The organism is Streptomyces gilvosporeus (assembly GCF_002082195.1).
GTDB classification, from domain to species: Bacteria; Actinomycetota; Actinomycetes; order Streptomycetales; family Streptomycetaceae; genus Streptomyces; species Streptomyces gilvosporeus.
Genome location: NZ_CP020569.1, coordinates 479,616 through 504,198, shown reverse-complemented (window position 1 = coordinate 504,198; position 24,583 = coordinate 479,616). Strand labels below are relative to the sequence as shown.

General features: G+C 68.3%; 22 protein-coding genes and 4 pseudogenes. 13 read left to right on the top strand and 13 right to left on the bottom strand.

The annotated features are described in order from the left end of the window. Positions 1 to 1,461 precede the first annotated feature (1,461 nt). The 5 genes from B1H19_RS02535 (at position 1,462) to B1H19_RS38515 (ending at position 6,777) form a co-directional block, all read left to right on the top strand. Complete coding sequence (locus tag B1H19_RS02535) at positions 1,462 to 3,984, top strand: YfhO family protein (RefSeq protein ID WP_237289063.1); 2,523 nt, start codon at positions 1,462 to 1,464, stop codon at positions 3,982 to 3,984. 5 nt (positions 3,985 to 3,989) lie between these two features. After that, a complete protein-coding gene (locus B1H19_RS02530) occupies positions 3,990 to 5,006 on the top strand; it encodes a glycosyltransferase family 2 protein (RefSeq protein WP_083102624.1) in 1,017 nt (338 codons plus the stop codon). Positions 5,007 to 5,038: 32 nt separating this feature from the next. After that, positions 5,039 to 5,434, top strand: coding sequence for a GtrA family protein (locus tag B1H19_RS02525; protein WP_335755923.1), 396 nt, complete (start codon positions 5,039 to 5,041; stop codon positions 5,432 to 5,434). Positions 5,435 to 5,475: 41 nt separating this feature from the next. Continuing rightward, positions 5,476 to 6,228 carry a methyltransferase gene (locus B1H19_RS02520; protein WP_083102623.1) on the top strand — a complete coding sequence of 251 codons (753 nt, stop codon included), beginning with the start codon at positions 5,476 to 5,478 and terminating at the stop codon, positions 6,226 to 6,228. Between the two features lie 396 nt (positions 6,229 to 6,624). Beyond that, complete coding sequence (locus B1H19_RS38515; protein WP_159027952.1) at positions 6,625 to 6,777, top strand: hypothetical protein; 153 nt, start codon at positions 6,625 to 6,627, stop codon at positions 6,775 to 6,777. Between the two features lie 321 nt (positions 6,778 to 7,098). On the opposite strand, the gene B1H19_RS02515 is transcribed toward B1H19_RS38515, so the two are convergent. Beyond that, on the bottom strand, positions 7,099 to 8,049 hold the full coding sequence (locus B1H19_RS02515; protein ID WP_159027951.1) for a glycosyltransferase 87 family protein: 951 nt from the start codon (positions 8,047 to 8,049) through the stop codon (positions 7,099 to 7,101). Between the two features lie 147 nt (positions 8,050 to 8,196). After that, a complete protein-coding gene (locus B1H19_RS02510) occupies positions 8,197 to 9,330 on the bottom strand; it encodes a glycosyltransferase family 4 protein (protein ID WP_083102621.1) in 1,134 nt (377 codons plus the stop codon). A 64-nt stretch (positions 9,331 to 9,394) separates the two neighbouring features. On the opposite strand from B1H19_RS02510, the gene B1H19_RS02505 reads away from it, so the two are divergent. Together B1H19_RS02505 and B1H19_RS02500 are read left to right on the top strand one after the other, a co-directional pair. Beyond that, positions 9,395 to 10,231, top strand: a complete 837-nt coding sequence (locus B1H19_RS02505) for a PIG-L deacetylase family protein (protein WP_083102620.1) — start codon at positions 9,395 to 9,397, stop codon at positions 10,229 to 10,231. Between the two features lie 8 nt (positions 10,232 to 10,239). Next, on the top strand, positions 10,240 to 11,310 hold the full coding sequence (locus tag B1H19_RS02500; protein WP_083102619.1) for a lysylphosphatidylglycerol synthase transmembrane domain-containing protein: 1,071 nt from the start codon (positions 10,240 to 10,242) through the stop codon (positions 11,308 to 11,310). Here the strand turns inward: B1H19_RS02500 and mptB are convergent. From mptB to rpmG, 6 genes and pseudogenes are all read right to left on the bottom strand, one after another. Next, the gene (gene mptB / locus B1H19_RS02495; RefSeq protein WP_083102618.1) at positions 11,210 to 12,646 is read right to left on the bottom strand and encodes a polyprenol phosphomannose-dependent alpha 1,6 mannosyltransferase MptB; all 1,437 of its coding nucleotides are present in this window, start codon (positions 12,644 to 12,646) and stop codon (positions 11,210 to 11,212) included. The genes B1H19_RS02500 and mptB overlap by 101 nt on opposite strands. Before the next feature lie 268 nt (positions 12,647 to 12,914). Next, entirely contained in the window at positions 12,915 to 13,598 is a 684-nt protein-coding gene (locus B1H19_RS39545; RefSeq protein WP_083102617.1) for a class I SAM-dependent methyltransferase, read from the bottom strand. A 991-nt stretch (positions 13,599 to 14,589) separates the two neighbouring features. Further along, positions 14,590 to 14,829 carry a 30S ribosomal protein S18 gene (rpsR, locus tag B1H19_RS02480; protein WP_083102616.1) on the bottom strand — a complete coding sequence of 80 codons (240 nt, stop codon included), beginning with the start codon at positions 14,827 to 14,829 and terminating at the stop codon, positions 14,590 to 14,592. A 74-nt stretch (positions 14,830 to 14,903) separates the two neighbouring features. Further along, positions 14,904 to 16,060, bottom strand: a pseudogene (locus tag B1H19_RS02475) (CobW family GTP-binding protein). Further along, on the bottom strand, positions 16,057 to 16,308 hold the full coding sequence (locus tag B1H19_RS02470; RefSeq protein ID WP_083102615.1) for a type B 50S ribosomal protein L31: 252 nt from the start codon (positions 16,306 to 16,308) through the stop codon (positions 16,057 to 16,059). The pseudogene B1H19_RS02475 and the gene B1H19_RS02470 overlap by 4 nt, the downstream one beginning before the upstream one ends. Before the next feature lie 5 nt (positions 16,309 to 16,313). After that, positions 16,314 to 16,478, bottom strand: coding sequence for a 50S ribosomal protein L33 (gene rpmG, locus B1H19_RS02465; protein ID WP_026252351.1), 165 nt, complete (start codon positions 16,476 to 16,478; stop codon positions 16,314 to 16,316). A gap of 85 nt (positions 16,479 to 16,563) precedes the next feature. Here rpmG and rpmB point away from each other — a divergent pair, with 85 nt between their 5' ends. The 3 genes from rpmB to B1H19_RS38510 all read left to right on the top strand — a co-directional run bounded on the left by rpmB (position 16,564) and on the right by B1H19_RS38510 (position 17,695). Beyond that, positions 16,564 to 16,800: a 50S ribosomal protein L28 gene (gene rpmB, locus B1H19_RS02460; RefSeq protein WP_083102614.1), complete on the top strand. Its 237-nt coding sequence runs from the start codon at positions 16,564 to 16,566 to the stop codon at positions 16,798 to 16,800. Next, complete coding sequence (gene rpsN, locus B1H19_RS02455; RefSeq protein WP_083102613.1) at positions 16,800 to 17,105, top strand: 30S ribosomal protein S14; 306 nt, start codon at positions 16,800 to 16,802, stop codon at positions 17,103 to 17,105. Before rpmB ends, rpsN begins: the two co-directional genes overlap by 1 nt. 437 nt (positions 17,106 to 17,542) lie before the next feature. Further along, on the top strand, positions 17,543 to 17,695 hold the full coding sequence (locus tag B1H19_RS38510; RefSeq protein WP_159027947.1) for a hypothetical protein: 153 nt from the start codon (positions 17,543 to 17,545) through the stop codon (positions 17,693 to 17,695). 137 nt (positions 17,696 to 17,832) lie between these two features. Here the strand turns inward: B1H19_RS38510 and B1H19_RS02445 are convergent, their stop codons facing one another. Beyond that, the gene (locus tag B1H19_RS02445) at positions 17,833 to 18,327 is read right to left on the bottom strand and encodes a hypothetical protein (protein WP_162500685.1); all 495 of its coding nucleotides are present in this window, start codon (positions 18,325 to 18,327) and stop codon (positions 17,833 to 17,835) included. A gap of 36 nt (positions 18,328 to 18,363) precedes the next feature. Next, positions 18,364 to 19,044: pseudogene (locus B1H19_RS02440) on the bottom strand (DUF6177 family protein); the annotation flags it as partial. Positions 19,045 to 19,817: 773 nt separating this feature from the next. On the opposite strand from B1H19_RS02440, the gene B1H19_RS38505 reads away from it, so the two are divergent. Continuing rightward, positions 19,818 to 20,270, top strand: a complete 453-nt coding sequence (locus B1H19_RS38505) for a hypothetical protein (RefSeq protein ID WP_159027946.1) — start codon at positions 19,818 to 19,820, stop codon at positions 20,268 to 20,270. Positions 20,271 to 21,027: 757 nt separating this feature from the next. Here B1H19_RS38505 and B1H19_RS02435 read toward each other — a convergent pair. Next, positions 21,028 to 21,134: pseudogene (locus B1H19_RS02435) on the bottom strand (3-hydroxyacyl-CoA dehydrogenase family protein); the annotation flags it as partial. Positions 21,135 to 21,939: 805 nt separating this feature from the next. Next, the gene (locus B1H19_RS02430) at positions 21,940 to 23,004 is read right to left on the bottom strand and encodes a recombinase family protein (RefSeq protein WP_083102610.1); all 1,065 of its coding nucleotides are present in this window, start codon (positions 23,002 to 23,004) and stop codon (positions 21,940 to 21,942) included. Between the two features lie 111 nt (positions 23,005 to 23,115). Here B1H19_RS02430 and B1H19_RS02425 point away from each other — a divergent pair, with 111 nt between their 5' ends. Continuing rightward, positions 23,116 to 23,967, top strand: coding sequence for an SAM-dependent methyltransferase (locus B1H19_RS02425; RefSeq protein WP_083102609.1), 852 nt, complete (start codon positions 23,116 to 23,118; stop codon positions 23,965 to 23,967). A 115-nt stretch (positions 23,968 to 24,082) separates the two neighbouring features. Here the strand turns inward: B1H19_RS02425 and B1H19_RS38500 are convergent, their stop codons facing one another. Beyond that, a complete protein-coding gene (locus B1H19_RS38500) occupies positions 24,083 to 24,274 on the bottom strand; it encodes a hypothetical protein (protein ID WP_159027945.1) in 192 nt (63 codons plus the stop codon). Positions 24,275 to 24,348: 74 nt separating this feature from the next. Between B1H19_RS38500 and B1H19_RS37740 the strand changes: the two are divergent. Then, a pseudogene (locus B1H19_RS37740) lies at positions 24,349 to 24,549 on the top strand (IS5/IS1182 family transposase); the annotation flags it as partial. Positions 24,550 to 24,583 lie beyond the last annotated feature (34 nt).

The window sequence follows — 24,583 nt, the reverse complement described above, 5'->3', positions numbered from 1 at the left end:
GGCACGGTGTCGGCTCCTGGCGCTCGATGGGTCCGATACCGGGCACTTTCTGTCGAGTTCAGGGGTTTGGTGGTGCCGTGGATCCGCTGTAGGATCCGCGGCCGCTTGTATGGATACAACAGGGGGGCAACGGCATGCTGCGCGCATCCCGGGCCTCATCCGGCAGGAGGACAGCAGCGGTGGCAAGGAGGAGGCGGACGACGGGGGCAGCAACGGCGCCGGAAACCAGTGAGCACTGGTCCCCCGGCGCCGCAGGCGGTCGGGCGGGCCGGGCTGGGCGCTCTGCAGGTGGCATCAAAGGGTGCTCGGTGTGGAGAGCTGTGCATGGTTCTTGATGTGCTCTCTCGGTGTGTCGATACGCAGCACTTGTGTGGGTGCTCGGTAATTTCGCCGGGCCGGTCGCTTCCGCGCGCTTGATGGGTTTCCTTGAGGCGCGGGAGCGGGGGCCGGGCTCCGCTCCCGCGCACCGCGGGCCCGCACGGAAGCCCCCCGCCCTCGGCCGGCTGGGGGTCTCCCGACGTGTTGACACACGGCTGTACAGATTGTTTTCGGTAGCTTCACCTCTAAGGTCTCCGGCTCCCGCCCTCCCCCCAGCTGGGGTCGGAGGCCGCCTGGCTCCTGTCTTCTGCGAGATCTGCACCGATGTGGACGGCGTCTATACGTCGGACCCCAGAGCCAAGGGAGCCAAGGCCCTGGCGCTGCCCAGCGTGGAATACGCCTTCCTCCGGTGGCCGTCCCGGCACCGTGGTGTCGGGACGGCCGGAGGATCTCTCGGACGAAACGGCGGGCTGGGGTGTGGCCTACGGCCGGCCCCCAGCCAAGAGCCCCATGCCAGCCCCCCGGACCCCCGGACCCCCGGGAGATGGTCTTTCCTGCCTTGGTCGACACCCATACCGCCGGTACCGCCGGACCGCCGAACCGCACCCCGCGCGGGGCATTGTCGTCCCACCCCGGCAGCCACTCGCGCAGGCGACGCCGCGGACGCTATAACAGGCCGATTTGGAATATATATGGTCTATTTTCCTAGAGTTCCATCGGCGGCCGGACGGGTCCTGCGTCCCGTCCCCCTCGCAGGGCCGCGAAGCCTGAGGCGGAAACGATTGGCAGGAGTGCGACGATGGCGCGTGGCGGGTTGCGGGTACACCCCCGGGCCCCTTCGAGGACGAGGGCTTCGGCTCTCAGGCCGGGTTCCATGTCGGAGTGCCGTGCCCTGTGGCTGGGCGGGGGGCTGGCAGCAACCCCGTTTGTCATGGTGGGCGTGGGCGAGCTGACTCCCACCTCGAGGCTCCGAGATCGGCCCAGGCCACGGAGCCGGCGCTCTGTGCCGGTAACGCGTCCGAAGCCTGCAGCGCCGTGACTGTTGCAGCGGAAGCAGAAGGGGAAAAGGAAGCCACCCGCGGGGTGAGGCGCGCCGGCCGTGGTGCGGAAACGGGCGGGGCGATCCTGGCAGCGGTACTCGCTATGGCCGCGTACTGCATCGGCAGCGCAGGACATGGCATCTACCCCTTCGGGCCGCGCGGGCGGGCGATCAACGATCTCGGCAACCAGTTCGTCCCGCTCCACGCCCACCTGTGGGACCTTGTGCACGGGGCCGGTGGCGGCGACCTGTTCCTTAACTGGAACAGCGGTTTCGGCGTACCGTTTCTGGCGGACTTCTTCACTTACCTGGCCTACCCGTTCTCCTGGCTGGTCCTTCTCTTCGCGCGCAGTGCCGTCGATCTGCCGGTCTTCCTCGGCGAGCTGCTGTGCATCGGTTCCGCTGCGGCGCTGATGACCGGCTTTCTGGGCCGGCTGCGGCCCGGCTCGCCCTGGCTGCGGGCTCAGCTCGGAGCCGGCTACGGGGTCTGTGCCTGGGCCCTGAACGATGCTTCCGCCGACCCGATGTGGCTGTGGGGCCTGGCTGCTCTGCCTCTGCTGTGCACCGTCATGGACTGGGCGCTGCAGCGGCGCCGCTGGGTGACGGGCTGTCTGCTGGTGGCGGTGTGCTGGTACGGCAACTTCTACACCGCTGCCATGGCCTCGCTCTGCGCGATACTGGTTTTGCTGGCACGGATGCTGATGGCCGGGCAGTGTCGGGCGTCGTTGCGGATCTTGCTGCGGGCCGGGTCGACGCTGGTGGTCGGAGTGGCGCTGGCGGCACCGGTGCTTCTGGTCTGCGGAGCGGCGAGCAGGGACTCGCAAACGCCCCAACCCAGGGCATATCACCGAGTCAACCCTTTTGACTTCCTTGCCCAGTTGCTGCCGGCGGGTCGCAGCCCCCACTCGGTGCCCTACATGGCAATCGGCATGCTGGGGCTGGTACTGCTGCTGTCTCTGCCGTTCCTGCGCGCCGTGCCGCTGCGTGAACGGTGCGCCTGGCTGGGGCTGATCGCGGTGGTCGCCGCCTCCTTCGCGTGGAAGCCGACGGTCCTGTTGTGGCACGGCCTTGCACTGCCCAACGGCAGCCACTACCGCGCGGCGTTCGTCCTCAGCGCGCTGATGACGATGGCAGCCTGGTCGGCGCTGGCCCGCCGACCGGGGCCGCCGCCGCTGCTCGGCGGATCCGTGCTGCTGCTGGTGCTCGCACTGATCACCGCGAGCCGCCCCGGCGTGCACCGGTACACCTGGATCTCGCTGGCTGTGGTCGGCACCGGTACCGTTTCGGCGCTGCTTGCCCTGCACCTGACCCGCGGGCGCCGACTGCCGACCCGAGCGGTCGGCGCCGCGCTGGCGGCGCTCGTTCTTCTTGGCTCCGCCCTCTCGGCATACGCCTCCACGGTGCTCCGCGACCAGATGAGGTTCTACGCCCCGCATCCGACCATGAACGCGCAGAGCGAGGCCGCCCGGACTGCTGTCCTCGTTGCGAGCATCTGGCCCGTGGGACGCTCTGACCCCGGACCACACCAGTTCGCGGACAACGACCCGCTATTGGTAGGTGGCCAAGGGGGCTCCTACTACAGCAGCTACGTCCCTGCCGGCACCGCCCACACTCTCCGCGCGCTCGGCCTCGGCTGGTACATGCACGGGCGCCACCTGCTCAGCCCCGGCGACGACGGTTCACGCGCACTGTTCGGTATCACCAGCTATCTCGCAGCTTCCCGGCCGACACACAGCGGGTTCGTCCAGCGGCGCACCGGTCCGGCAGCTCCCCTGGTCACCGTGCACCCGGCAGACACGACGGGGCCCAGACACGCTGACAACCCATTCGCCCTCCAGAACCTCCTGCTGAAAGATGCGGTGTGGAACGTTCCCGTGCCGGTGCCGCTAAGCCGTGCCGGCGTCCCTGCACCGGTACGCGACAGCCAGGGCTGGTCCGTCCCGGCAGCACCTCGGGACGCTCCTCAGCCGGCCCTCGCCGTCCGCTGCCCGGTGGGGAGCAAGGTATACCTCGACGCGCCCTGGTTCGCTGGCCGGGTTCACGCCCCGGACACCCACGTCCTGCTGCGCGGCGCCCGGGAGAAGACCAGCAACCGGCTGCAGCCCCTTGGCACCGTCCCGGCCAGCGGCTCCCTAGCGGTCGCCTTCAGCGCAACCACCGCGCAGACACTGCCCCCGGCCCCGGTCGGCTGCCTCTCCCCGTCCGCACTGGCTCATGCCGCCTCCCGGCTACGGACCACCGGCGCCATCACCGTGACCGCAGGCCGTCACACCATGAGCGCGCGGCTGCCACGGGCCAGTAGCGGAACGGCCGTCTTCGCCATCACCGCCGTCCCGGGGTGGAGCTGCTCGGTCGATGGGGCCGCCGCTCTGCCGGGCAACTCCTACCACGGGCTGCTGGCCGCCCCGCTCGGCTCGGGCGCCACCAAGGTGTCGTGTTCCTACTGGCCACCGGGCCTGACGCCAGGGCTGGCCGTCACCGCTGCGGCACTGCTCACCCTGATCGTCGTGTCGACCGCCTGCCGACTACAGCGACCAACGGCTGGGACAGCGAGCGGAACCCTCGCTCCTCGGACCCGGCGACGAGCGACAGCCGACCAGCAGTCCGGACACGCACGAGGGAGGTGACAGCTATGAGACTGACGATCGTCGTCCCCTGCTACAACGAGGAAGCCGTCGTCGAGCTGTTCGACCACAGGGTCCGGGACAGTCTGGACCAGCTCGACGGTGTCGAATACGAACTGTGCTATGTGGATGACGGAAGCAGCGACAGCACACTGGACCGGCTGCGTGCCTTGCGGCTGCGACACAGCCGGAACACCCGCTACCTGTCCTTCAGCCGCAACTTCGGCAAGGAGGCAGCCATGCTGGCCGGTCTGCGAGAAGCCACGGGTGACGCCGTGGTCTTCATGGACGCCGACCTCCAGCACCCGCCAGAGCTCATCGCCCGGATGCTCGACCTCCACGCCCTGGGTCATGACCAGGTTGTCGCCCGGCGTTCCCGCGCCGGGGACGGGGTGGCGCGCTCCACGTTTAGCCGGTTCTACTACCGTCTGGTCAACAGGCTGGTGGACGTCGAACTGATGGACGGCATGGGCGACTTCCGCCTACTGTCCCGTCCCGCCATGGATGCGCTGCTCTCCCTCCCGGAATACAACCGCTTCTCCAAAGGACTGTTCGCCTGGATCGGCTTCGACACCGCAACCGTCGACTGCCCGAACGCCGCTCGCGAGGCAGGGGAGACCAAGTGGCGCCTGGGCTCCCTGGTGAACTACGGGATGGACGGACTCATCTCGTTCAACAACCGCCCTCTGCGCGTGTCAATTTACGCGGGACTGGCGATGGCCGGAGTGGCGTTCCTCTACGCGGCGGCGGTCGTCATCCTGGCGTCCGTCAACGGGATCGACGTCCCCGGCTATGTCACCCTGCTGGTCTCCGTGGCGGGGCTCGGCGGACTGCAAATGGTGATGATCGGCCTCGTGGGCGAGTACATCGGGCGTATCTACTACGAGACCAAACGGCGCCCGCACTACCTGGTGAAAGAAGCCAAGCCTCAGCCTGCTGCCACCCCTCACCACCGCCCCGTCCGCCGCACACGGTGCGCCCGCAGGACACCGCCTTCCCGTACGGGCGGCGCACGGGCACGTTGATGCCTTCCCGAGCGCACCAGCTGCTCCAAGTCATGCGCTTCGCCATGGTGGGCGCCGTGAGCACGGTGACTTTCTACAGCAGTTACCTGGCACTGCATCCGTGGCTGCCGTACGTACTCGCATACACGGCGGCGTTCACACTGAGCATGGTCGGCTCGTTCTTCCTGAACACATACTTCACCTACCGAACCCGCCCGACCTGGCGAAAGTTCCTGACCTTCCCGCTGACCAACCTCACGAGCTTCGTCCTCACCGGCACCGGCACCGGCACGATCCTGCTCGTGCACTGGCTCCACGTGAGCAGCCGGGTTGCCCCTTTGCCCGCTGCGGTCGCCGCGATCCCTCTCACTTTCCTCGTCTCGCGCCGAATCCTGCTGCCCGGCCATGAGCGCCCCGCGTCTGACCAATCTGACCGGCGTTCCTTGTGATGTGCCTGTGAGCCCGGCATGGCAGAGTCCGGAAAGCCCCCGTGGCAGGCCGCCCGGAACCCTCCCGCGGTCTCGCCGAGATCGCCGACATCGTCACCCCGTTCGCCGTACGGGCGGCGGCCACGCTCCGGCTCGCCGACCACATCGCCGCCGGTCGCACCCGGCTTCCCGACCTGGCCGAGGCGGCCGGCGCCGATCCACAGGCCCTCTCCCGGCTGCTGCGCTTCCTCACCTGCCGCGACATCTTCGCCGAGCCCGCACCAGGCACCTACGCACTGACCGACCTGGCCGAGGAACTCCTCTCCGACCACCCGGCCAATCTGCGGCAATGGCTGGACGCCGACGAGGTGGCCGGCCGGCTCGACGCCACCTTTCCCCACCTGGTGGACGCGGTCCGCTCCGGCACCTCCGTCTACGCGAAGGTCCACGGTGCCCCGTTCTGGGAGGACTTGGGGGCCTCGCCCGACCGAACCGCCTCGTTCGACCGCTTGATGGCACAGGTCTCCCAGTCAACGCAAGGAATCGGCACCGCTTATGACTGGTCGGGCGTCCGGCACGTGATCGATGTCGGCGGCGGCACCGGTGCCCTGCTCCGCGAAATCCTCGCAGCCCACCCACACCTCCGCGGCACCGTTGCCGACCAGGCCGGTTCGGTGACCGAGGCCCGCCGCCACCTGGCCGCGCACGGCCTGGACGGCAAGGCAGACGCAGTGGTCTGCGACATGTTCGACTCCCTCCCACCCGGCGGGGACGCCTACCTCCTCTCCCGCGTCCTGGCGAAGAAGCCGGGCTGAGCGTCAACAACACGTCGCACCGGCTGCCCGGGGGAGCCACCGTGATGGAGTTCCACAGGGCGGTTGTACAGGTCACACGGAGTGTGCACTACTAGGTCATGTCCGATGGGCCGCATTTGATTGGTATGGGTCGCACTGGACACCGTTTGCGCCTGCGAGGCCGCGGCATCTGGCACACGATCGACCGGACAGCTCCTCATGGGTCGCGGCATCGCGTAGCTCGTTCGACGGGATCTGTGGGTGGATGATGTCTGGCTGGTGCAAGCGGGCCGTTGCGAAAGCGGGCTGCGAGGGCTGCGGCAGGGAGCCGGAAGAGCCGGATGAGGACGAGTTCGTCGACGAGAACGACGACGGCGAGCCGCTCAGCTGTGGGCAGGCAAGATCGTCCGCGCGATCATGGGGCATCCGCAGGGGCTGAGCCAGCGGGAGCTGGAATGGGAGACGGGGCTGAAACCGTCCCAGATCATTGCCGGCTTGGCGTGGCTGGAGGAGCGGCGCCGCCGTTCGATCACCTGTGCCAAGCTGGGGGAGTTCGACCCGGCCGTCTGATACGCAGCAGCGATGTCCGAGTGCCCCCAGTGCGGCGGCAGCGCGGTGCCGAACCCCGAGCACACCCGAGTGATCCGCTGCCTGAGCTGCTGGGCGGCGTGGTCGCAACCCGATGAGCCGCGCTGCCCGGGGACGGGCCCGGGGAACCCGCTGCTCCGCCCTGCGCGTGCTGGACGAGTCCTGGCATCTCAACCGCTGAACCGAGACGGATCGCCCTGGCGGCGCTCGGATGCCCGCATGGGCCTCCCCGGCCGTGTCGTTTGGACAGCTGGTGGGCAGCCTGGCGTGCTCGTCCGCCGTGCAAGGGGGCCACGCCTGCGGTCAACTCGACACGGCGTCGCCCTTTGGCGTGGGGCGGAGCAGTGCCGCCAGGGTGAGGAGCGCGCACAGCGGGGGCACGGCCCACACCCAGTGGTGCACCCAGGAGATGGGGCTGACGAGCAAGCCGAGCAGCTGCACGGCTACCAGGCTGCCGAGGAGGTCGGCGCGGCGGGCGCTGCGCGTGGCGGCGGACAACGCCGCGACTGCCGCGAGGAGGGCGAGGGCCCACCAGGGTGCGGTCCAACCGGCGTCGTGGCCGAGGGCGCGAGAGAGCGCTCCGCGCAGTGATTGGTTGAGGCCGGAGCCGATGGGACCGAAGCGGGAGGTGTCGCCGATCAGGTGGAACCAGCAGGTTCGTGATGCTCCCGGGGCGGCAAGCCATCCTGCTGCGACGGTGGTGGTGAAGGCGACGAGCGACCACAGTGCCGCCCTCCAGCGGCCGTGCGCCAGCAGATGGACGACGCGGTAACTGCGGGGGTCAGCTTGATGCCGGCGGCGGCACCGATACCGGCGCCCGCGAGGGGCTGGTGAGCGGTGCTGCACGGTGAGGAGGACCAGGGCGGCGAGCAGCAGGTTGATCTGTCCGAGGCCGAGCGTGGCCGATACTGGCTCGCTCCACAGCAGGACCGCGCTCCACAGCAGCACGCGCTGCCGGTGCCGTGCTGCCGGTAGCCAGGGCGCTGCCATGCGCAGACTTCGGTGCACCAAGGCGATCAGCGCGAGGATCGAGACGAGGGTCCATGCCGCCGAGGCCACCGGCCAGGCGGGAGCGGCGAGTGGTAGGAAGAGCACGGCGGCGAATGGCGGGTAGGTGAAGGGGAGTGGGAAGACCTTGACGTCGGGCAGGTAAAGGCGGAAGGCGTACAGGTCGCCGGAGAGGAGATGGGGGGGGCGGCTTGCCGATGGACTCTCAGGTCCACCATGCCGGTGGGTGGCTGCGCGTTCAGCCACACCACCACCAGCACCACCCCAGCACTGATGCCCAGCAGCCACGACGCCCGTCGGGCCAAGCCCCGCTGCGCCGCCCGCAACCGTGCCTCATACCGCGCGTCCGCTCTCCGTTGCCGGCCTCCTCGCCGTCCGCTTCCTTCGCGAGGCTCACCGGGCGCCTCCGCCGAGGGATTCTTCGTAGGCGTGGGTGAAGGCTTCGGTGACGGCAGACCACGTGCAGCGTACGGGCGCGGTATGGCGGTTGTGCTCGGCGAGATGACGGCGCGCCCCGGCATTGCGGGCCAGCCACACCAGTTCATCGGCGAGCGCGAAGGCGGAGTGGTGACACAGGGAGCCCTCCTGCCCGTGGCGGACGAAGTCGGCGACGCCGGTGTGCACACGTGCGAGGACGGGCACCGCGCAGGTGCGGGCTTCCAGCGCCGCGATGCCGAAGGCTTCCCGACGGGAGGGGTTGACGAACAGATCCGTCTCGCTAAGGAGCCTGCGCACCCCGGACGCGTCCATGTGCCCGGCCAGGCGCACCCACTGCTCCATGTGGTGCCGACGAATGTAGGTGTGCATGGCCTTGGCACTGGGGCCGGTTCCGACGAACGTGGCCTGCAACGACGTACCACGACTCCTCAGGCGCGCGTGAGCGGCCCTGAGAGCGGCCAGGAGTTCCATCGGTTCCTTGCGGGGCACGAGTCGGCCGACGGAGGAAACGCGGACCACGTCGTCCTCGCCGGTCACCGGGCCGTGCGCACGCCACCAGTCGGTGTCGATGCCGTTGGGGATGACCAATGGAGAGGTGCCGGGCAGTGTTTGTCGGACCAGCCACGCCGTCCGCGTACTGACCGCCGTCACCGTCAGCGGGACGGCCGGGGAACACCCGAATCGGTACAGGGCGCGGTACACGCCCTGCACCGCCCGGTCCCACAAGCTGTGCACCGTCACCACCGTGGGAATGCCCCGCCGGCGAGCCGTGCCCAGCGCAGCCCAGGCGAACGGGGAGATCGCCCCCACATGGACATGCAGCACCGACGGGCCCAAGCGGTCCAGTAGCCGGTCCAGTTCGCGCCCTGCGCGGGGGTGCACGGGCATCTGGCGCGGCAACCGGGCGGTGATCCGGTGCACCGGATACGGCCAAGCGGGCTGCAAGCCAGGGCCCGCGGGCGTGGCGGTGACGACCTGGACGGTCTGACCCCGGTTGTGCTGTGCATGTGCCAGGGCGGCGACTTGGGACTCGATGCCGCCCGTGCGGGGCGGGAAGCAGTCGGAGATGTGCACGATCACAGGTGACATTTGAGCACCCTATGGCGCATTTCGCATAGCTCTGGGTAGATTGTTCGCTGTGCGTCATACCTGCGTGTTTTTCCATGCCCACCCGGACGACGAAGCACTGCTCACCGCAGGCACCATGGCGCGACTGGCCCATCAGGGGCACCGCGTGGTCCTTGTACTGGCCACCGCGGGCGAACAGGGCCTGGCCTCGGGCGAGTTGCGGGAACAGGGCCTGGGAGAGGTACGGCAGCGGGAGGCGTACCGCTCGGCGCGGCTGCTGGGCTGTGCCCGAGTGGTCTTTCTTGGCTACGCCGACTCCGGCCGGACGGCCCCGGCTTCCGGTACCGGGCCGGGAAGGGCTACGAGGGCGCCAGTCCCGTTTGCGGCAGCCGACGTGGACGAGGCGGCCCACCGCTTGGCCGCTGTGCTCGCCGAGGAGCGGGCCGACCTGCTGACCGTCTACGACCCAGGCGGCGGTTACGGGCACCCCGACCACGTCCAGGTCCACCGGGTAGGCTACCGGGCTGCCGAACTGGCGGGCACGCCCTGCGTGTTGGAGGCCACGGTCGACCGCGACCTGCTGTTGCGCGGACTGCGGGCCGCTGGCTGGTTCTACCGCTTCCCGCCCGAGTTCGATCGCAACGCCTTCCGGCAAGCATTCGCGCCCGGCACCGAAATCACCCACCGGGTTGCGGTGCGACGCTTTTGGAGGGCGAAACGGGACAGCATGACCGCCCACCGTAGCCAGGCCACCGGCGGTGAGTCCGAACGGACGCTGGCCGCGCTGCGCCGCCTGCCCGGCCCCCTGTTCCGATACGTCCTGGGAACCGAGTGGTACATCCAGCGCGGGTTGTCCGCGACCGAGGTGTTGGACGATCCGCTCACCACGCTTCCACGTCGGCGGACAAGCGACTCTCTGTGAGAGGACGGATGGCAGGAAAGCCCTCGGCGGTCCGGTATGTGCTGGGCGCGGCACCGTCGCTGGTGGGGGCACTGCTGCTCGCACTGGCCGTACCGAAGGCCGCAGGCACCCGCTGGCCGGCCATCGCCGCGGCCCTGAACCGGGTCGATGCGGCCCAGGTGCTGCTGCTGTGCGGGCTGTGGGGCACCGCGCTGTGGGCCTACACCTTCGTCCTCAGCGCCGCACTGCCAGGCCTGTCCCGCCCTCGTGCGTTGATGGTGAACTGCACCAGCAGCGCCGTCAGCAACGTTCTTCCTCTCGGCGGAGGAGCCGGCGTGGCGGTCACCTACGCCATGGCACTGCGCTGGGGACACCGGCCACGCACCGTCACGGTATGCATCGGCCTCACGGGAATGTGCAATGTCGCCACCCGGCTGGTGATCTCCGCGGTGGGGGCCCTGCTGCTGGCGCACGCCCCGATCCCGGGGATCTACTGGGCGGCCAGGGCAGGAGCCACCCTCCTCGTGCTGGCGCCAGCAGTGATCGTGGGCCCGCTGCTCTGGCGGCGCTACCGGGGCGAAGTGCAAAAGGAGAACGCGGCGGCGCCGGAACTTTCGTCAACCCCCTCCTCCAGGGGGAGGGTTACCCGGCACCTCGGCCGATGGCTCGCGCTCTGGCGTGACGAGTGGCGGACGGTGCTGCACCGCTGCTGGCCGCAACTGCTGTGGGGCATGGCCGCGACACTGGCCGCACAAGGTCTGTTGTTCATGGCCTGCCTGTCTGTCGCGGGTGTGCGCACAGGGTTGGCCGACACGATCGCCGTCTTCGCCGCGAGCAGGTTCCTCACCCAGATCGCTCTGACACCCGGCGGTATCGGCGTCACGGACAGCGCGGTGGCCGTCGCGCTGGTCCACCTCGGTGGCGCCCCCGGCCCGGTGGCCGCGAGCGTTTTGCTCTTCACCACCTTCACCCACCTGTTGGAGATCCCCTTGGGGCTCGTCACCGGAGCGCTCTGGCTGGTGCTGCGCCGACGGCAGGGACCGGCCGGCGCCACACAGCCCATGCCGCAAGCCCCACCGACGTCAGCGACACGCCCGTAACGGCCGCCATCCCGTAAGCCCAGGTGAGACCCAGCCCGGACGGCAACACCACGAGCAGCATCCCCACCATCGTCGCCTTGGCCCAGGGACGGGCCAGCACAGGCCACGCCACCGCAGCCAGCGGCACCCCGCCCCACAGCAGATACCACGGCTGCACCACCGGTGCGCTCACCACCACGGCCAAGAGCCCCCTCCCTGCCGCGTACGCCGCCCCGGTCCGCGGGGCCCGCCACGCACACCACGCCACCGCGCAGGCCCCGCCCGCCAACCCCACGCCACGGGCGAGGGTCACGGCGTCATCCGTCGTACCCCACCCCAGCGCCTGCGTCGCGGCCCCCCACACCCGCCCGGCATCCGTGCTCAACGACAGCGCTGTGAAGACCCTGTCCGACTCGCCCGCGGTGTGCAGCCACCCCCACCCCCGCCCGCACAGCGCCACCCCCGCCAACAGCCCCGCCACCGCCACCACGGTGATCTCGACCGCGCGACGGCAGCGCCGCCGCCCCCCGGGCTGCCCGGCCACGGCCACGACCGCCGCGCACAACAGCGCCACCGCGGCGGGCGCCTTCACCAACACGGCGGAGATCATCGCCAGGGTCCCCACCACCCATCGGCCGCCCCCGAAGGCGACGAAGCCCACCATCATCAGCCCGACCATCAACGCCTCGTTGTGTGCTCCGCCCACCAGATGCACCAGCACCAGTGGATTCAGCGGCGCCGCCCACCAGGCACCGCACGGCGTCACGCCCGTGACCGCGGCGAGCCGCTGCACTGCCCAGGCCAACAGCACCAGCCCCGCCAGCGCCAGCAACCGCAGCCCCAGGACCGCGACGACCACACGCTGCTCACCCGTCACCGATACCACGGTCTCGGACATCGCCACCGAGAGCGGACCGTAGGGAGCGGGCGTGCCCCGCCACATCGCCGGAACGTTGCCGGCCAGCCCCCCACCCAGTACCGAGGGCCCTACCCCATAGACATCCCACCCCTGATGAGCGATCGCCCCCTGAGCGACATAGCTGTACGCGTCACTGCTGAACAGCAAAGGGCACGCCGCCATCGGCAAAGCCCACCATCCGAGTACCACCCAACGCTGCCGACGACTCATCACACGGCCATTCCGCACGGCCGAACCCAGCCGCCACCACGCCACCACCAGCAGCGTCAGGCCGGCATAAGCCATCACCGCGCCCAGCACCACCAGCGGAGGGGCGGGAATCCCCCACAGCCCACTCGGCTCACCCGTCGTCAACGCCCCAGCGCCCCACCCGCCAGCCGCCAACAGGGCCGAACCAAGCGCCCCCTGTGCCGCATGTCCCCGGATTGTGCGCTCCATCGCATCCACCAGGCCAACCTAGGAAGCCGGCACACCGCACCACCCCTCCGACACCTTCCCGTTCACCACTCCGAGCTATGGGCGTACCAAATACGAAACGCTTTCAAGTAAGTTGTAATGAAAAGATGCGCTATGCCCCCTGAGGTCACCAAGCCAGCACCGCAAGACAAAGGTGACCGCGGCGGGAGATCGTGGGCGGCTTCCGCTGCGGACCTTAGCGGGCTGCGAGCGCCGGGCCGGCTGCGCCGCCACTTCATCGACCGGACGGTCAGTGGCCGCGGTACGGATCTGTTTCTCTGCCTGTCGGAGAACGTTCGTAGACCACGACGGCATAGGGGCGAGACGTGGTGGTCTCGACACGCTCGGAGTGCTGGGTGAGGCGTTGGTCGCTACCGAAGGGGCAGTGCAGCCGACGGGACTCCGGCCAGGGGTGTACTGCTACGAGCAGGCCCCGCGGGGCGAGCAGGGCAGTGATCCGGGAGCACGCCAGCCGTAGCCGGTCCTGGCTCCCGAAGTAGTAGAGCAGTTCCGAGCAGAAGACAAGGTCGAACAGGCCGTCAGGGCTGCCCTCGACGATGTTCCGCGCCATGAAGGTGATGTCGCGCCCCTGAACGCTGGCGCGCCGGTCCGCCCGTCGGAGAGCACGCTCGGAGATGTCGACCCCAACCACCTCGGCGGCAGGGTAGGTCTGAGCCACACGGCAGGTGAACGTCCCCTCGCTACAGCCGATGTCCGCGATCCGCCGGTACGACCGTGGCGGCACGCACGCCAGAGTCGTGGCGTACTTGGAGACCTCATAGGGAGCGACCTCGTATCTCCAGGGATCCGGGCGACGGTACTTGTATTCGAAGCAAGCGCGCAGGATTCTTCCGTGGCCCTCGGCCGGGAGCAGGGAAGGAAGGCGGAAAAGCCCACGATGGATCATGTCGCCGACGGTACGGACGAGTTCCATGACAACTCTTTCGGGCCGGGAGATCGAGTAGCGGGCCACCGTTGAAGCCCACACTGGCTATCGGGCGGACTCTCCTCGAAGGTTTCGAGGGGTCCCTCTCCCGGGTGGCCAGCCACAGATGGCCCCGGCTGCGTACGACTCCGGACATGATCCCCGGCAGGCAGTCCGCGAGCCGCTCGGGGTGCACGGGTCTGCGGGACCGCCACAGTACGGACATCACTCCGTGGTGGACACCGTGCCGGCGCACGGGTGCGAGGACGGGGTCGAGACGCTCGGCCGGGTCGGCTTCGGCCCACCGTGGGTCGGGCGTCACCAGAGCCTTGAGGGCGTCTGCGTCGTCCGAGTCACCGGAGAGCACCGTTGCCGACGGATTGAGGTGGCCGAGCAGAGCCCGGACGCCCTGCCGGCGGCCGTCGGCAGGGTCCTGCCCTTGGCCCAGGATCAGCGTTCCGGCTGCCTCCACTTGGCGGGCGGCTGCCTCGGCGAGCGTGACCGGTTCGGCATGGCGGCCCGGACCGAGGAACGGGGCAGAGCGGTGCGCACGGCGCAGGTCGCTCAGGAAACGGCCGGGATCCACACCCATGCTTGTCGCCGCCAGGTCGTAGTGGTGCGCCGTCGGCGTACGGCCCATAGGGGGCTGCCAGAGGGAGGTGAGAAGCGCTGCCGCGTCCAGGTTCTCCGGGAGCGAGAGCACCACGTGTGGGCGGGGCGAACGGCGGGCGATGACCTCAAGGTCCTGACGGATGATCACGGCTGGGTCGCCCGTCGCCGCCCGGCACAGCTCCTCCTGAAGTTGAGCATCGTCCGACGTGACGATGGGCTGCACACACGGATAGCCCCCGTCCGCGTCTCCCTGTACGGAGACCGACAGCACGGCGGCGTCGGGCGCGGCACGCCGCAGCACGTCCAGCGCGCGGCTGCGCGCCTCAGGGGTGTTCCCGGAGACGACGCTCAGCACCCCGCGTTCCGGCGGTTGGCCGATCCTCACCGGTTACCGGGAGCTGTAGGGCAGGAGAGCCATCTCGCGGGCGTTCTTGATGGCCCGTGCTATCTGACGCTGCTGCTGTTTCGTCACATGGGTCACCCGGCGGCTGCGGATCTTGCCACGGTCGGAGATGAACTTCCGCAACAGGTCGGTGTTCTTGTAGTCGATGTAGGTGATGCCGGCGGCGTCGAGGGGGTTGACCTTGCGCTTGGGAGCTTTGGAGTTGGCGTTGGCGCGGCGGGACATGGTCGGTCAGGTCCTTTCGTCAGGGTCACGGGGGCGTTGGCGATACCGGGTGTCGGCAGTACGTCGGTACGCGTTCAGCCGACGGGGTCGAGCAGTTCGTCGAAGGCGTGCGACAGCTCCTTCCATGCCTGTGGTCCGGCCGCGTACTCGGCGTCGGTGAGCAGGCAGGAGTCGAGCAGGCTCACCAGGTTGTCGCGGTCGAGGCCGGGTGCGGTGAAGGTGAGGTGCTGGCAGCGGTCGCCGTGTTCGGGGTGCCAGTCGAGGGAGGCGGCGACGCGGCGTTCGGCGGGCACCATCTCCCAGGCGGCGTCTGGCAGTGCGGCCAGCCAGGGCCCGGCGGACTCCACGCACAGCGCGCCGCCGGCAGCGTCCCAGGACAGCAGCGTGTCGGGACGGTCAGCCAGCCAGAACCGGCCCCGGATACGGGCCGCGGCGCAGACGAGGTCGTCCAGCGCCGCGTGCAGCCGCCCGGGGTGGAAGGGCCGGTCGCGCCGCCATACCAGGGTGGCGACCCCGTGTTCGTCGGCCTCCTGGGGCAGCAGCGTGCACGCCGGGTGCTGCCGGGCGGCCGCCGCCTCATGGTCGAACCCGGCCATCAGGGCGCCGGCCAAGGTGCCGTCCCCCACGCGGACATGCCGTGCGGTCGGGGTGAGCTGGGCAAGCAGCGTTTGGTCGGCGTCGTCCGCGGGTTCGTCGCCTTCGGCGAGGGCGAGCACGGTGGGGTACTCGATCTGCCGGGCGAAGGTGTCGGCGACCGTGCGCTGGTCGGTGGGGCGGCGGCCAGGCCGGCCTCGGCGAGGTCGTCACCGTTGGACAGGCAGGGCAGTACGAGCGCCGGGTCGATCGCGGTGGCCACTCCGGTCAGTGCCAGCGACTCGCTTTCCGCGGCGATGACGGCGGCCATGGCCTGTGGCTCGACGGAGTCCCACAGCTCGACGACGGCCAGCCGGTACGTTCCGGCTTCGGCGAGCCGCAGGAGCTCGGGCACGAGGTCCTCGCGCAGCGCGCAGCAGGCGCAGTCGTTGACCAGCGGGGCGTGGCCGCTGCCGACCAGGCCGTTGAGGTCGCGGATGGTGCGGTGCACCGAGCCGTTCGGCCCGGCCGACAGGTCGTGGTGCAGAACGACGGTCCCGGGCACGGAGTGAAGGAGGTCCCCGATGGCCGCGCGCCGGGCGCCTTCACACAGCCCGGCGACGATGGTCACCGGTAGTCGGTGCTCGGCAGGGGTCACGGTTCCCTCCGCCCGTAGCGGCGCTGGAAGCGCTCCACGCGGCCTGCGGTGTCGAGGACCCGCTGGTTCCCGGTGTAGAAGGGGTGGCTGACCGAGGAGATCTCTACGTCGATGACGGGGTAGGTGCTGCCGTCCTCCCACTCGACGGTTCTATCGCTGGTGGCCGTCGAACGGGTGAGGAAGGCGTGGTCGGCGGCCCGGTCGCGGAAGACAACCGGCCGGTACTCGGGGTGGATTCCGGACTTCATGGGGGTCAGCGCTCCTCGCGGAAGTCGACGTGACGCCCGACGACCGGGTCGTACTTGCGCAGGGTCAGCCGGTCTGGGTCGTTCCGGCGGTTCTTGCGGGTCACGTAGGTGTATCCGGTCCCGGCGGTGGACCGGAGCTTGATGATCGGACGGAGTTCGTTACGTGCCATGCACCGCAGCATACACAGAATTGGTTTTCATTTTCATCAAGCTGCTACGGTGCTGCGATAACGACCACAAACATCAAGAGGAGCCATGTCAGCTCACTGCCAACTCACCGGCCGGCAACCCGGCTTCGGCCACACCATCTCCCATTCACATCGCCGCACCAAGCGCCGCTTCGACCCCAACATTCAGCACAAGCGCTACTGGCTGCCCAGCGAGGGCCGCCACGTCCGGCTCACCCTCAGTGCCAAGGGCATCAAGACGGTCGACACGATCGGCATCGAGGCCGCCGTGGCCCGTATCCGCGCCCGGGGAAGGAAGGTCTGATGGCGAAGAAGAGCAAGATCGCGAAGAACGAGAAGCGGCGCGTGATTGTCGCCCGCTACGCCGAGCGCCGCGCCGAGCTGAAGGCCGTCATCGCCAACCCGCATACGTCCCGCGACGAGCGCGCCGCCGCCCAGAAGGAACTGCGCAGCCAGCCGCGCGACGCCAGCGCCACCCGGGTCCGCAACCGCGACGCCGTCGACGGACGCCCCCGCGGCCATCTGCGCGCCTTCGGGCTGTCCCGCATCCGGGTACGGGAAATGGCTCACGCGGGCGAACTCCCCGGCGTGAGCAAGAGCAGTTGGTGAAGTCCCTCGTGCCAGTCTGACGCGCGGTCGGGGACTGGCTTTCACGGGAGCGGGATCCGGGCGCCGGACGCAGGCCGCCGTGCCGTTCGGGCATCCCCGGGTGGCACGGCGGTTTTCAGGGTGAACTCACGTCCGGGCTGACGTACGTGTGCTGCCCGGCAGCAGCATTCACCGTAACGCGGTCCTTCGCCGGTCGCAGCGGACGAGCATCCAAGCGCGCCCCCACTCGCAGAAGCCGTTGTCAGCGCGGCGCAGGAGCGGAGTCCGCGGTCGGCGGCGGCGCGAGTGTTCTCCGCCGTTCCCGGCCGCGGAGTACGGGCGCAACTCGCGGGCCGTACGGCCGGGTCGGCATCTCGGTCTCGCTGCCCGACGGCGGCACTGAGGGCGCGCGTATCGCTGTCCTGGACATCGAGTGGGTCGGCCGCACGCCGGTGGCGGTGCGGATCGGTGGCTCGCCGGTCGCCGTACCCGCCGTCTCCGCCCGATTCCGCGGCGGTGCCACGGAAGAGGTCGCCACGCTCGGCGAACTCGTCGGTGCCGCCCCGGCCTTGCTGACCGGCGACGACAAACCGGCTGCATGGGTCGAATGACAGGTGCTCCGTCGCCTCCGGACTGCCGTAGATCGCAAGGACCGCCTCCACGTCGTCGATGGTGAGTTCGCGGAGTTCGAGGCGTGGGCTGCGACGACTGACCGGGTACATGTCTGCGGACTCTACCGGCGCGATCTCTAGCGTGGCAGGGCCGGACGTCGCGCCGGCTCGAAGAGGGCGATCTCTTCACGGAGGTCGCGAGCGAGGATGGCGTCCCGCACGGGGCCGCCCGTGAGCGCGTGCCGGACGCGGGCGGCGGAGACCACGATGCCGTTGTTCCGTAGTGAAGCGGAAAGGTCGAACACCGGGCGGATGGCATCCGCGGCGCCGTCCAAGTCTCCGGCATGCAGGCGTACCAGGGCGAGGTTGCACTGAGAGCCGGCAAGGTCCCCGAAGGCCCAGGTGGGGTCGTCCGGGTTGCTGAAGCCCCCGACGGCCTCCTGAGCTTGAGCGGCTAGTTGTGAGTTTCCGTGCCCGAGCAGGACCTCGGACTCGACCGCGTAGTACTGCTGCTTGTTCACCGGGTAGGTGAGCAGGCCGCCGAGGGCGTCAAGGTCATCGGGGACCACATGCTCGCGCCGGTCCATGGCGGTGCGGTTGGCCGTACGCACCGCGTCTTCGTCGCCGAGCATCGCCGCGGCGCGGGCTTCGAGCCCGAGCGTCCACAGGCATGCCGTCCTGCCAGCGCAGTACGGCTCCGGACAGGCCGTCGTAGTAGCCGTCCCGCTCGTCCCGCACAACCCAGCGCGACGGCCAGTTGCTCAGGCTGTCGCGTACGGCCGGGGAGAGCGTGGTACCTGCCGGGGGACGACCTGGAGGCCCAGCTCGGCGTTGGCCGCGGTGCGCAATGCGCCCTGGAGCCAGGCCGTCATCGCCACCACCGGGCGGTCCTGGATTACGACGGCGACCTTGTCAGTCAGAACGTCGACGGCGGGCTGCGCCGCGGCGGGTGCCGGGGCAACGCTCACGCCGTCGGTTTTCACCACGGCCAGGGACTGCGCGGTCTCTGGCGGCCAGGTCGAGCCATCGGCCAGAGCGGCCAGCCGGGCCGCGAAGGTGCCAGCGAGGTGCTCGGCGTCCTTGACGCCGGTGGTGGCGCGGGTCTCCGTCCACCAGTAGGGAACCGGCGGCGGGGTGGCACCGAGCAACCGCTCGGCCTCCCCGGCGACCTGCACGAGCAGCGGTGCCTCGACGGAGACGAGCGGCCGGCCCTCACCGTCGCACAGCCGCACGACGGCTCCCTCGCCGACCGTGTCCACCAGCTTGTCGGGGCCTCCGGAGAGCAGGCCCGCGAGCATGGTCCACGGGTCGGGCATGCGCTGAGTGAGGGCGATGACGTCCTTGGTCATGTGGTCGTGAAGTCCTTCGTCGTTCGGGGCATGGCTGTCGTACATCTTGCTGGTTCGCGTAGGCGGAGGAGCTCCCTTGCGTGTACACGAGGAGCGCACGGCGGCACAGCCTGGCGGTGTCCAGTTGGCCGGCCGTGGGGGCTGCCAGCACGTGGGCGGGGCCGAGCCAGGTGTTCCAGTCGTCGAGGCGGTGGTCAGCGGCCCGTCGGGTGGACTCGCCCGGCGGTCAGAACGGACGGCATATTCACGCTTTCTCCAGATCCTGGTCGAGGTTCCACCGCATACGGAATTAGCGGCCGACCTCAAGGCTGGCTTGTTTTTGGCTCGTTCCCGGTGTACTGCCGATGGCGCGACATGGAAGGCTCAAATGGAAACGATCAGTGGTGAACAATGAAGGGCGATGCATGGCAAGGTATTCTTGGCGACTCGCCTGGGCAATTCTTCCCGTGCTGTCATCTGGACTCGTTTTGCTGGCGACAATCGCCCGATTCCATCCAGCGCTTTGCTGGATCGCGGCATTCGTCCTCATGATGATCTTCGGGCTAGCACCCGTAAGAAGGAGGTTCAGTCATGGAATCAGAGACTCAAAGGGCCCTACCCGAATTGACCAGCCGGATCGATGACTTCATAAAAACCACCCGGCAGCACCGGGAAAAATCCAACCCGTCACGGAATTGGTCGTCGGGGCCATGGAGTCCGGATCGATAGTCACCCACCTCGGTCATGGGCGGACGGTGAACTATGATGCAGCAGCGGTGCATACGGGTAGCGGAATGGACATCTTCACCGCTCCACTGACCGGAGGGCCCCCGGCCAGCTACGGTGCGATCACCGTAGCAATACAGGACGGCAAGATCTCCGGATATCGAGAGGTGCACCTCACAGAAAAGAGCTCTGGAGTCGGAACGGTCCAGACGTGGCTGAACGGGAAGTCGGACCTCACCAGGGATGTGACCCAAAATGACGGGACTTCCCAGGCCGCCGGGGACGTCTCCGCCGAGGGAATCCTCAGTCCAGACTGGTGGTACTCGTTCAACTCGTGCCTGTCAGCGCAGGGAGTTCCTGCCTGGGTCGTCGTCGGGATCGAAGCCGCAGTCGGCCTCGCCTGTGCCGCATCAGACGGCCTCGGCTGCGTTCTGGCTGCGGCCGCAAGCCCGGCTGTTGCCGGAACCGTCGTTGCCTACTGCGGTGCATGGGCCAGCGATCACGAAGGACAAGACTTCTAGTCCTAGACCTGTCTGCGTCCAGAAAGATCTGCAACAGGCCAGATAGGCCCACACGAGAGACTTGTCCCGTCTGTGCCCCTTGCAGCAACGCGGCGTCTAACATGCCAGCGGCATGGATGAACGCACCCGCAGATACGCACGAGCCCCCGGGTCGATCGGTTCGGGGCTCTGCGGCGTTTGCCGCACTCGCTGTTGCCCATCACTCCGCACATAGTGGTCGGTTGTGGGGGCCGCCCCTTGGGGGCCCCGGTGCGAGGGTGACACGAGGCCACAAGGCCAACGAACGACAAGGCTATCGCTGCCGCCCGCCCAGACGGCGCGGTCGATCTCGCCTCCGGTAGCCGCACGGCAGTGCATCTCTGGGACCCGCTGCCGCGCATTGCCGGCTCTCGTGGACTCAGGAGGCTTCACGCAGTCGGGCAACTTGCCCTCTGACGTGCTGCTTACTGGGATTCCCCAGGGATTTTTCAGGGACTTTCAGCTCTGTCCCAGGGACTTTCCAGGGACTTTTCGCTGAGTAAGCGGGGGAGGCCCTGACAGCTCTGAAAGGCAAAAAGTTCCAGGTCAGGAGTGGTTTCCTGTCGGTCGATGACGCTCGCCAGAGCCTGTCTCCCGCGGGCCACGTCAATCGGCCGGGGCGGCCTGGATGAGAGGTGTGCGGGGCTGGAGAGAGCCGCTGAGGGCAGCGCCGCCAGCGGCGCTGCCCTCGGGTGAACTCGCCTCAGGGTTACGGTACTTGGCGGCGGCGCCGCACTCGTTAGTACGGGTAGAACCCCGACCCAGACTTCCGCCCCAGCCGCCCCGCGTCCACCATCCGCGGGAGCAGCGGGGGAGCGGCAGCGGTTCCTTGTACTCCTCATACATGCAGCCCGTCGTTCGCGACACTTGTCTTCCGGTCAGTGTCTTATCTCGCTGATCTGGCAGCGCCGTTGTTGTCCAACGCGGAAGCTCGGGACGGCCTACCCCTGTTTTGGGCTGGGATGCGATAGGCGGCGACCAGGGGATCGCGGCATGTGCTCTCATCAGAAGAACTGGAAGTGGCGCTACCGGGCAAAATAGCCCGGCATGAGTACAGCACTTTCGCGATGCGAGGTCTCTGGCTTGCGTCGCAAGTTACAGGTTCGCGGCTGTGGGTTTGGTAAGCAAAAGATCTCCGTTTGGTCTGGCCGGAAATTCTGCGTACCGTCCCTTTCTGCGTATCAGTGCTCGAGGGGCAACTGAAGGTATCTGGGCAAGTTGCTGATGTGTTGTCGGCTACACCCTTCATTTTCGTGGGACGGAGGGTCATATGGTTTGTGATGATGTGCTGCACGGTAGGTCGATTGCAGATTCGCGTGCTGAGTGGAGTTGCTGTGTTGAGCGATCGGAGACGAGTGAATGGGTTGAGAGGTTTCTTGAAGGCAGCCCCAAGTTGCTCGAAGCTGAAGCTGTGCGTGTGCGCAAGCTGTTGGAGTACATGGGGCGTTGACGTGGGAGGCGTCCCCAGCTGATAGCTGGGGACGCCTCTCGTCTACGCGGCGAGTTCTACGGCCGACTTCCAGTGGGGGATGAGGCGTTCCTTCACGAGTTCGGATCGGGTGAACTCCAATGGCGGGAGGGGTGGTTGCACTGTGATGGAGTGCAGGTAGCGCTTGAGTATCGCGCGCTTTTGGCGCAGTGAACCGTCGGTTCAGTTCTTGAGGAGCTCGTCAGGCGCAACTGTCGGCGCCGGTGCACCCTCCAGGGTAGCGATCGATTCCCTGTGGGTGGAAATTTTTCGGTTGAGGGTCGCGAGCATGGTGAAGTAGTCCTCTTCGGTGAGACCGACTTCGTGCAAGGATCCTTCCGACCATCGATGAATTAGTGCACTCTTGCGCGATAGGTCTTGGTCAAGTCGAGCCTGCAATGCTGTAATGGTGTCTGAGGATTCCACATGATCGGATTTGGCAGCCTGAAGCTGATTGCGAAGGAACGCCGTCATTGCTTCCTCGATTGCTGAGTCCGCAGTCTGAGCCGCGATAGCGGTTCCGCCGCATCCCCCACGATCGGAGGGTGGGCACATGTACGCCGATTCCCCTGTCATGAAGTCCTGGAAGATGCGGATGACAATGTCGGCTTCATCCGGGACGAGCTGTCCCTTGTGCTCGCCTTTGCGTACCCAGCCGTAGGCGATGCGCCCTTGAGCGAGTCCGTTCTGCGCGGCAGACAGGTGTTGTCGGGCGATGCGGCGGGCGGTGTCTTCGGAGGACTTGAGCGCCATCACGCACATCATGCGGGCCATATGACGGTCGCTGTCGTTGATCAGATTCATACGGCCGCCGGTGGCGCCGGTGACCGGGCGCTTGACGTACTCGACGATGTCGATGAGGTCTTCGAGGTCCCGGGGCTGGCGTACGAGCCGGTCAAGGTCGTAGAAGATCACACCGTCGATGACATCGTTGGCGAGGTCGGCCAGGAGCTGGCGGAATTCGGGGCGCAGGACGATCCAGTCGATGGTGCCGTCGGACTTGATGACCTTGCGCTTCTTGAAAGCGGAGGTGTCGTTCTCGCGGTAGACCTTGGCGAACGGGCCCCAGCGCAGGCGCGCTCGGGTGTCTTCGGCGTCTTCGAGCTGGCGGTCGACGCCGGCCTCCAGGCCGAAGCGGTCAGAGGAGCGCCGGCACGGGCGTGGACCGCTGAAGTCGGCATGACCGTTGGCCGTGATCCGGTGGTCGCTGTACTCGCTGGACCGGTGCTGGGCGCTAGGCGCGGGCACCGTCTCGCGGTGATGGCCGAATTCTCCCTGTGGTCACCGCTGAGACAAGGGGAGAAGCTGAGCTTGTCCTTGTTGCAGGGCCGCGCCGGAAAATGAGTGAGGTGGGGATCGATGAGTCAGGACACCAGTGGCCCGGGTGCCGGGGAGGAAGCGACGCGCCGCTACTACGACTCCAGCGACGTCGACGCCTTCTACAACGCGGTATGGGGCGGTGAGGACATCCACACAGGCATCTACGCCCATACGGACGAGCCGATCGCGGACGCCTCGCGCCGCACGGTCGAGCGGGTGGCGGACCGCCTCGCCGACTGCCTCGGCCCTGGGCACACGGTTCTGGACCTCGGCGCCGGCTATGGCGGGACGGCCCGCTACCTGGCCGGGCGGTTCGGCTGCCGGGTCGTCGCGCTCAACCTCAGCGCCGCCCAGAACGAGCGACACCGCAAGACCAATGTGGCGCATGGCCTGGACAGCGCCATCGAGGTCGTCACTGGCTCCTTCCACGACATCCCCTACCCTGACGGCCACTTCCACGCGGTGTGCTCCCTGGAAGCCTTCTGCCACAGCGCCGACCGGGCGAAGGTGCTCGGCGAAGCGGGACGGGTCCTGAAGCCCGGAGGAGCTCTGGCCTTCACCGATCTCATGGCCGCCGAGGACACTCCCGCAGAGGTGCTGTACCGGGCTGTGGCCCGCCTCGGCGTGGAGGCGCTGGCCACCCCGTCCTTCTACGTGGGACGGCTCACAGAGCTCGCTTTGGCAGACATCGATTTCGATGACCACAGCAACCAACTGTTCAACCACTACACACGGCTCACCGACGAGACCGGGAAGCGTGAGCCCGAGCTCAGAGAGGTCATCAGCCACGACTATCTCGACCACTTGCTGGAGAACCTCCCCCTGTGGGTGGACGCGGCCGGCCGTGAGCAGTTGCGCTGGGGCATCATCCATGCGCGCCGCGCCCAATAGACCCCGGATACCGTCCACAGCCATTCCACCGGAGAGCTTGCGGCGCTGCTGGACGAACTCATCGACCGGCGCCGCAACGGCAGGTCAGGAGGCTCGGCCGGCAGGGAGCCGCTCGTCAACTGGCGCCGCCGTCGACCGTTGGGAAGTTGGCGCCGGTGGTGATGGTGTCGTCGCCGTCGGTTCCCGTGGTGCCGGGTTGGACGAAGACGGTGCATCCACCAGCCTCGTACACCAACGCGCTGAAGGTCGAGCAGATCGGTGAGTACGCTGCTCTGACACCTGCACCGCTGACTACGAAGAGGACCACCGGGTCCCCCTTGGGCTGGGTGGCGCGCTCCGCGACCCGAAGAACCTGTGGCCTGAGTCGCGCTACGGCGACAAAAGGCGAGCCGGCGGTGGCACGTCGAGCGCACCCACGCCTGGCAGAACGCCTTCCACCGTCTTTCCCGCTGCTACGAACGCCGCGCCGTCGTGATCGACGCCTTCTTCGACCTCGCGGACACGATCATCATCGTCCGCAGTCTGATCAGGCGATCCTGGACCACCCACCGCTGGGACAACCGCCCGGAGCGACGCCCGTGATGCCACGCCTATCCGCGCGAGCTCTAAGAACTCC

Bases quoted from the DNA above. Each gene is read 5' to 3' on its own strand.
- B1H19_RS02535 (WP_237289063.1), top strand. From the start codon at position 1,462: ATGGCCGCGTACTGCATCGGCAGCGCAGGACATGGCATCTACCCCTTC.
- B1H19_RS02530 (WP_083102624.1), top strand. From the start codon at position 3,990: ATGAGACTGACGATCGTCGTCCCCTGCTACAACGAGGAAGCCGTCGTC.
- B1H19_RS02525 (WP_335755923.1), top strand. From the start codon at position 5,039: ATGCGCTTCGCCATGGTGGGCGCCGTGAGCACGGTGACTTTCTACAGC.
- B1H19_RS38515 (WP_159027952.1), top strand. From the start codon at position 6,625: ATGGGGCATCCGCAGGGGCTGAGCCAGCGGGAGCTGGAATGGGAGACG.
- B1H19_RS02510 (WP_083102621.1), bottom strand. From the start codon at position 9,330: ATGTCACCTGTGATCGTGCACATCTCCGACTGCTTCCCGCCCCGCACG.
- B1H19_RS02500 (WP_083102619.1), top strand. From the start codon at position 10,240: ATGGCAGGAAAGCCCTCGGCGGTCCGGTATGTGCTGGGCGCGGCACCG.
- mptB (WP_083102618.1), bottom strand. From the start codon at position 12,646: ATGGAGCGCACAATCCGGGGACATGCGGCACAGGGGGCGCTTGGTTCG.
- B1H19_RS39545 (WP_083102617.1), bottom strand. From the start codon at position 13,598: ATGGAACTCGTCCGTACCGTCGGCGACATGATCCATCGTGGGCTTTTC.
- rpsR (WP_083102616.1), bottom strand. From the start codon at position 14,829: ATGTCCCGCCGCGCCAACGCCAACTCCAAAGCTCCCAAGCGCAAGGTC.
- B1H19_RS02470 (WP_083102615.1), bottom strand. From the start codon at position 16,308: ATGAAGTCCGGAATCCACCCCGAGTACCGGCCGGTTGTCTTCCGCGAC.
- rpmG (WP_026252351.1), bottom strand. From the start codon at position 16,478: ATGGCACGTAACGAACTCCGTCCGATCATCAAGCTCCGGTCCACCGCC.
- rpmB (WP_083102614.1), top strand. From the start codon at position 16,564: ATGTCAGCTCACTGCCAACTCACCGGCCGGCAACCCGGCTTCGGCCAC.
- rpsN (WP_083102613.1), top strand. From the start codon at position 16,800: ATGGCGAAGAAGAGCAAGATCGCGAAGAACGAGAAGCGGCGCGTGATT.
- B1H19_RS02445 (WP_162500685.1), bottom strand. From the start codon at position 18,327: ATGCTCGGCGACGAAGACGCGGTGCGTACGGCCAACCGCACCGCCATG.
- B1H19_RS38505 (WP_159027946.1), top strand. From the start codon at position 19,818: ATGGACATCTTCACCGCTCCACTGACCGGAGGGCCCCCGGCCAGCTAC.
- B1H19_RS02425 (WP_083102609.1), top strand. From the start codon at position 23,116: ATGAGTCAGGACACCAGTGGCCCGGGTGCCGGGGAGGAAGCGACGCGC.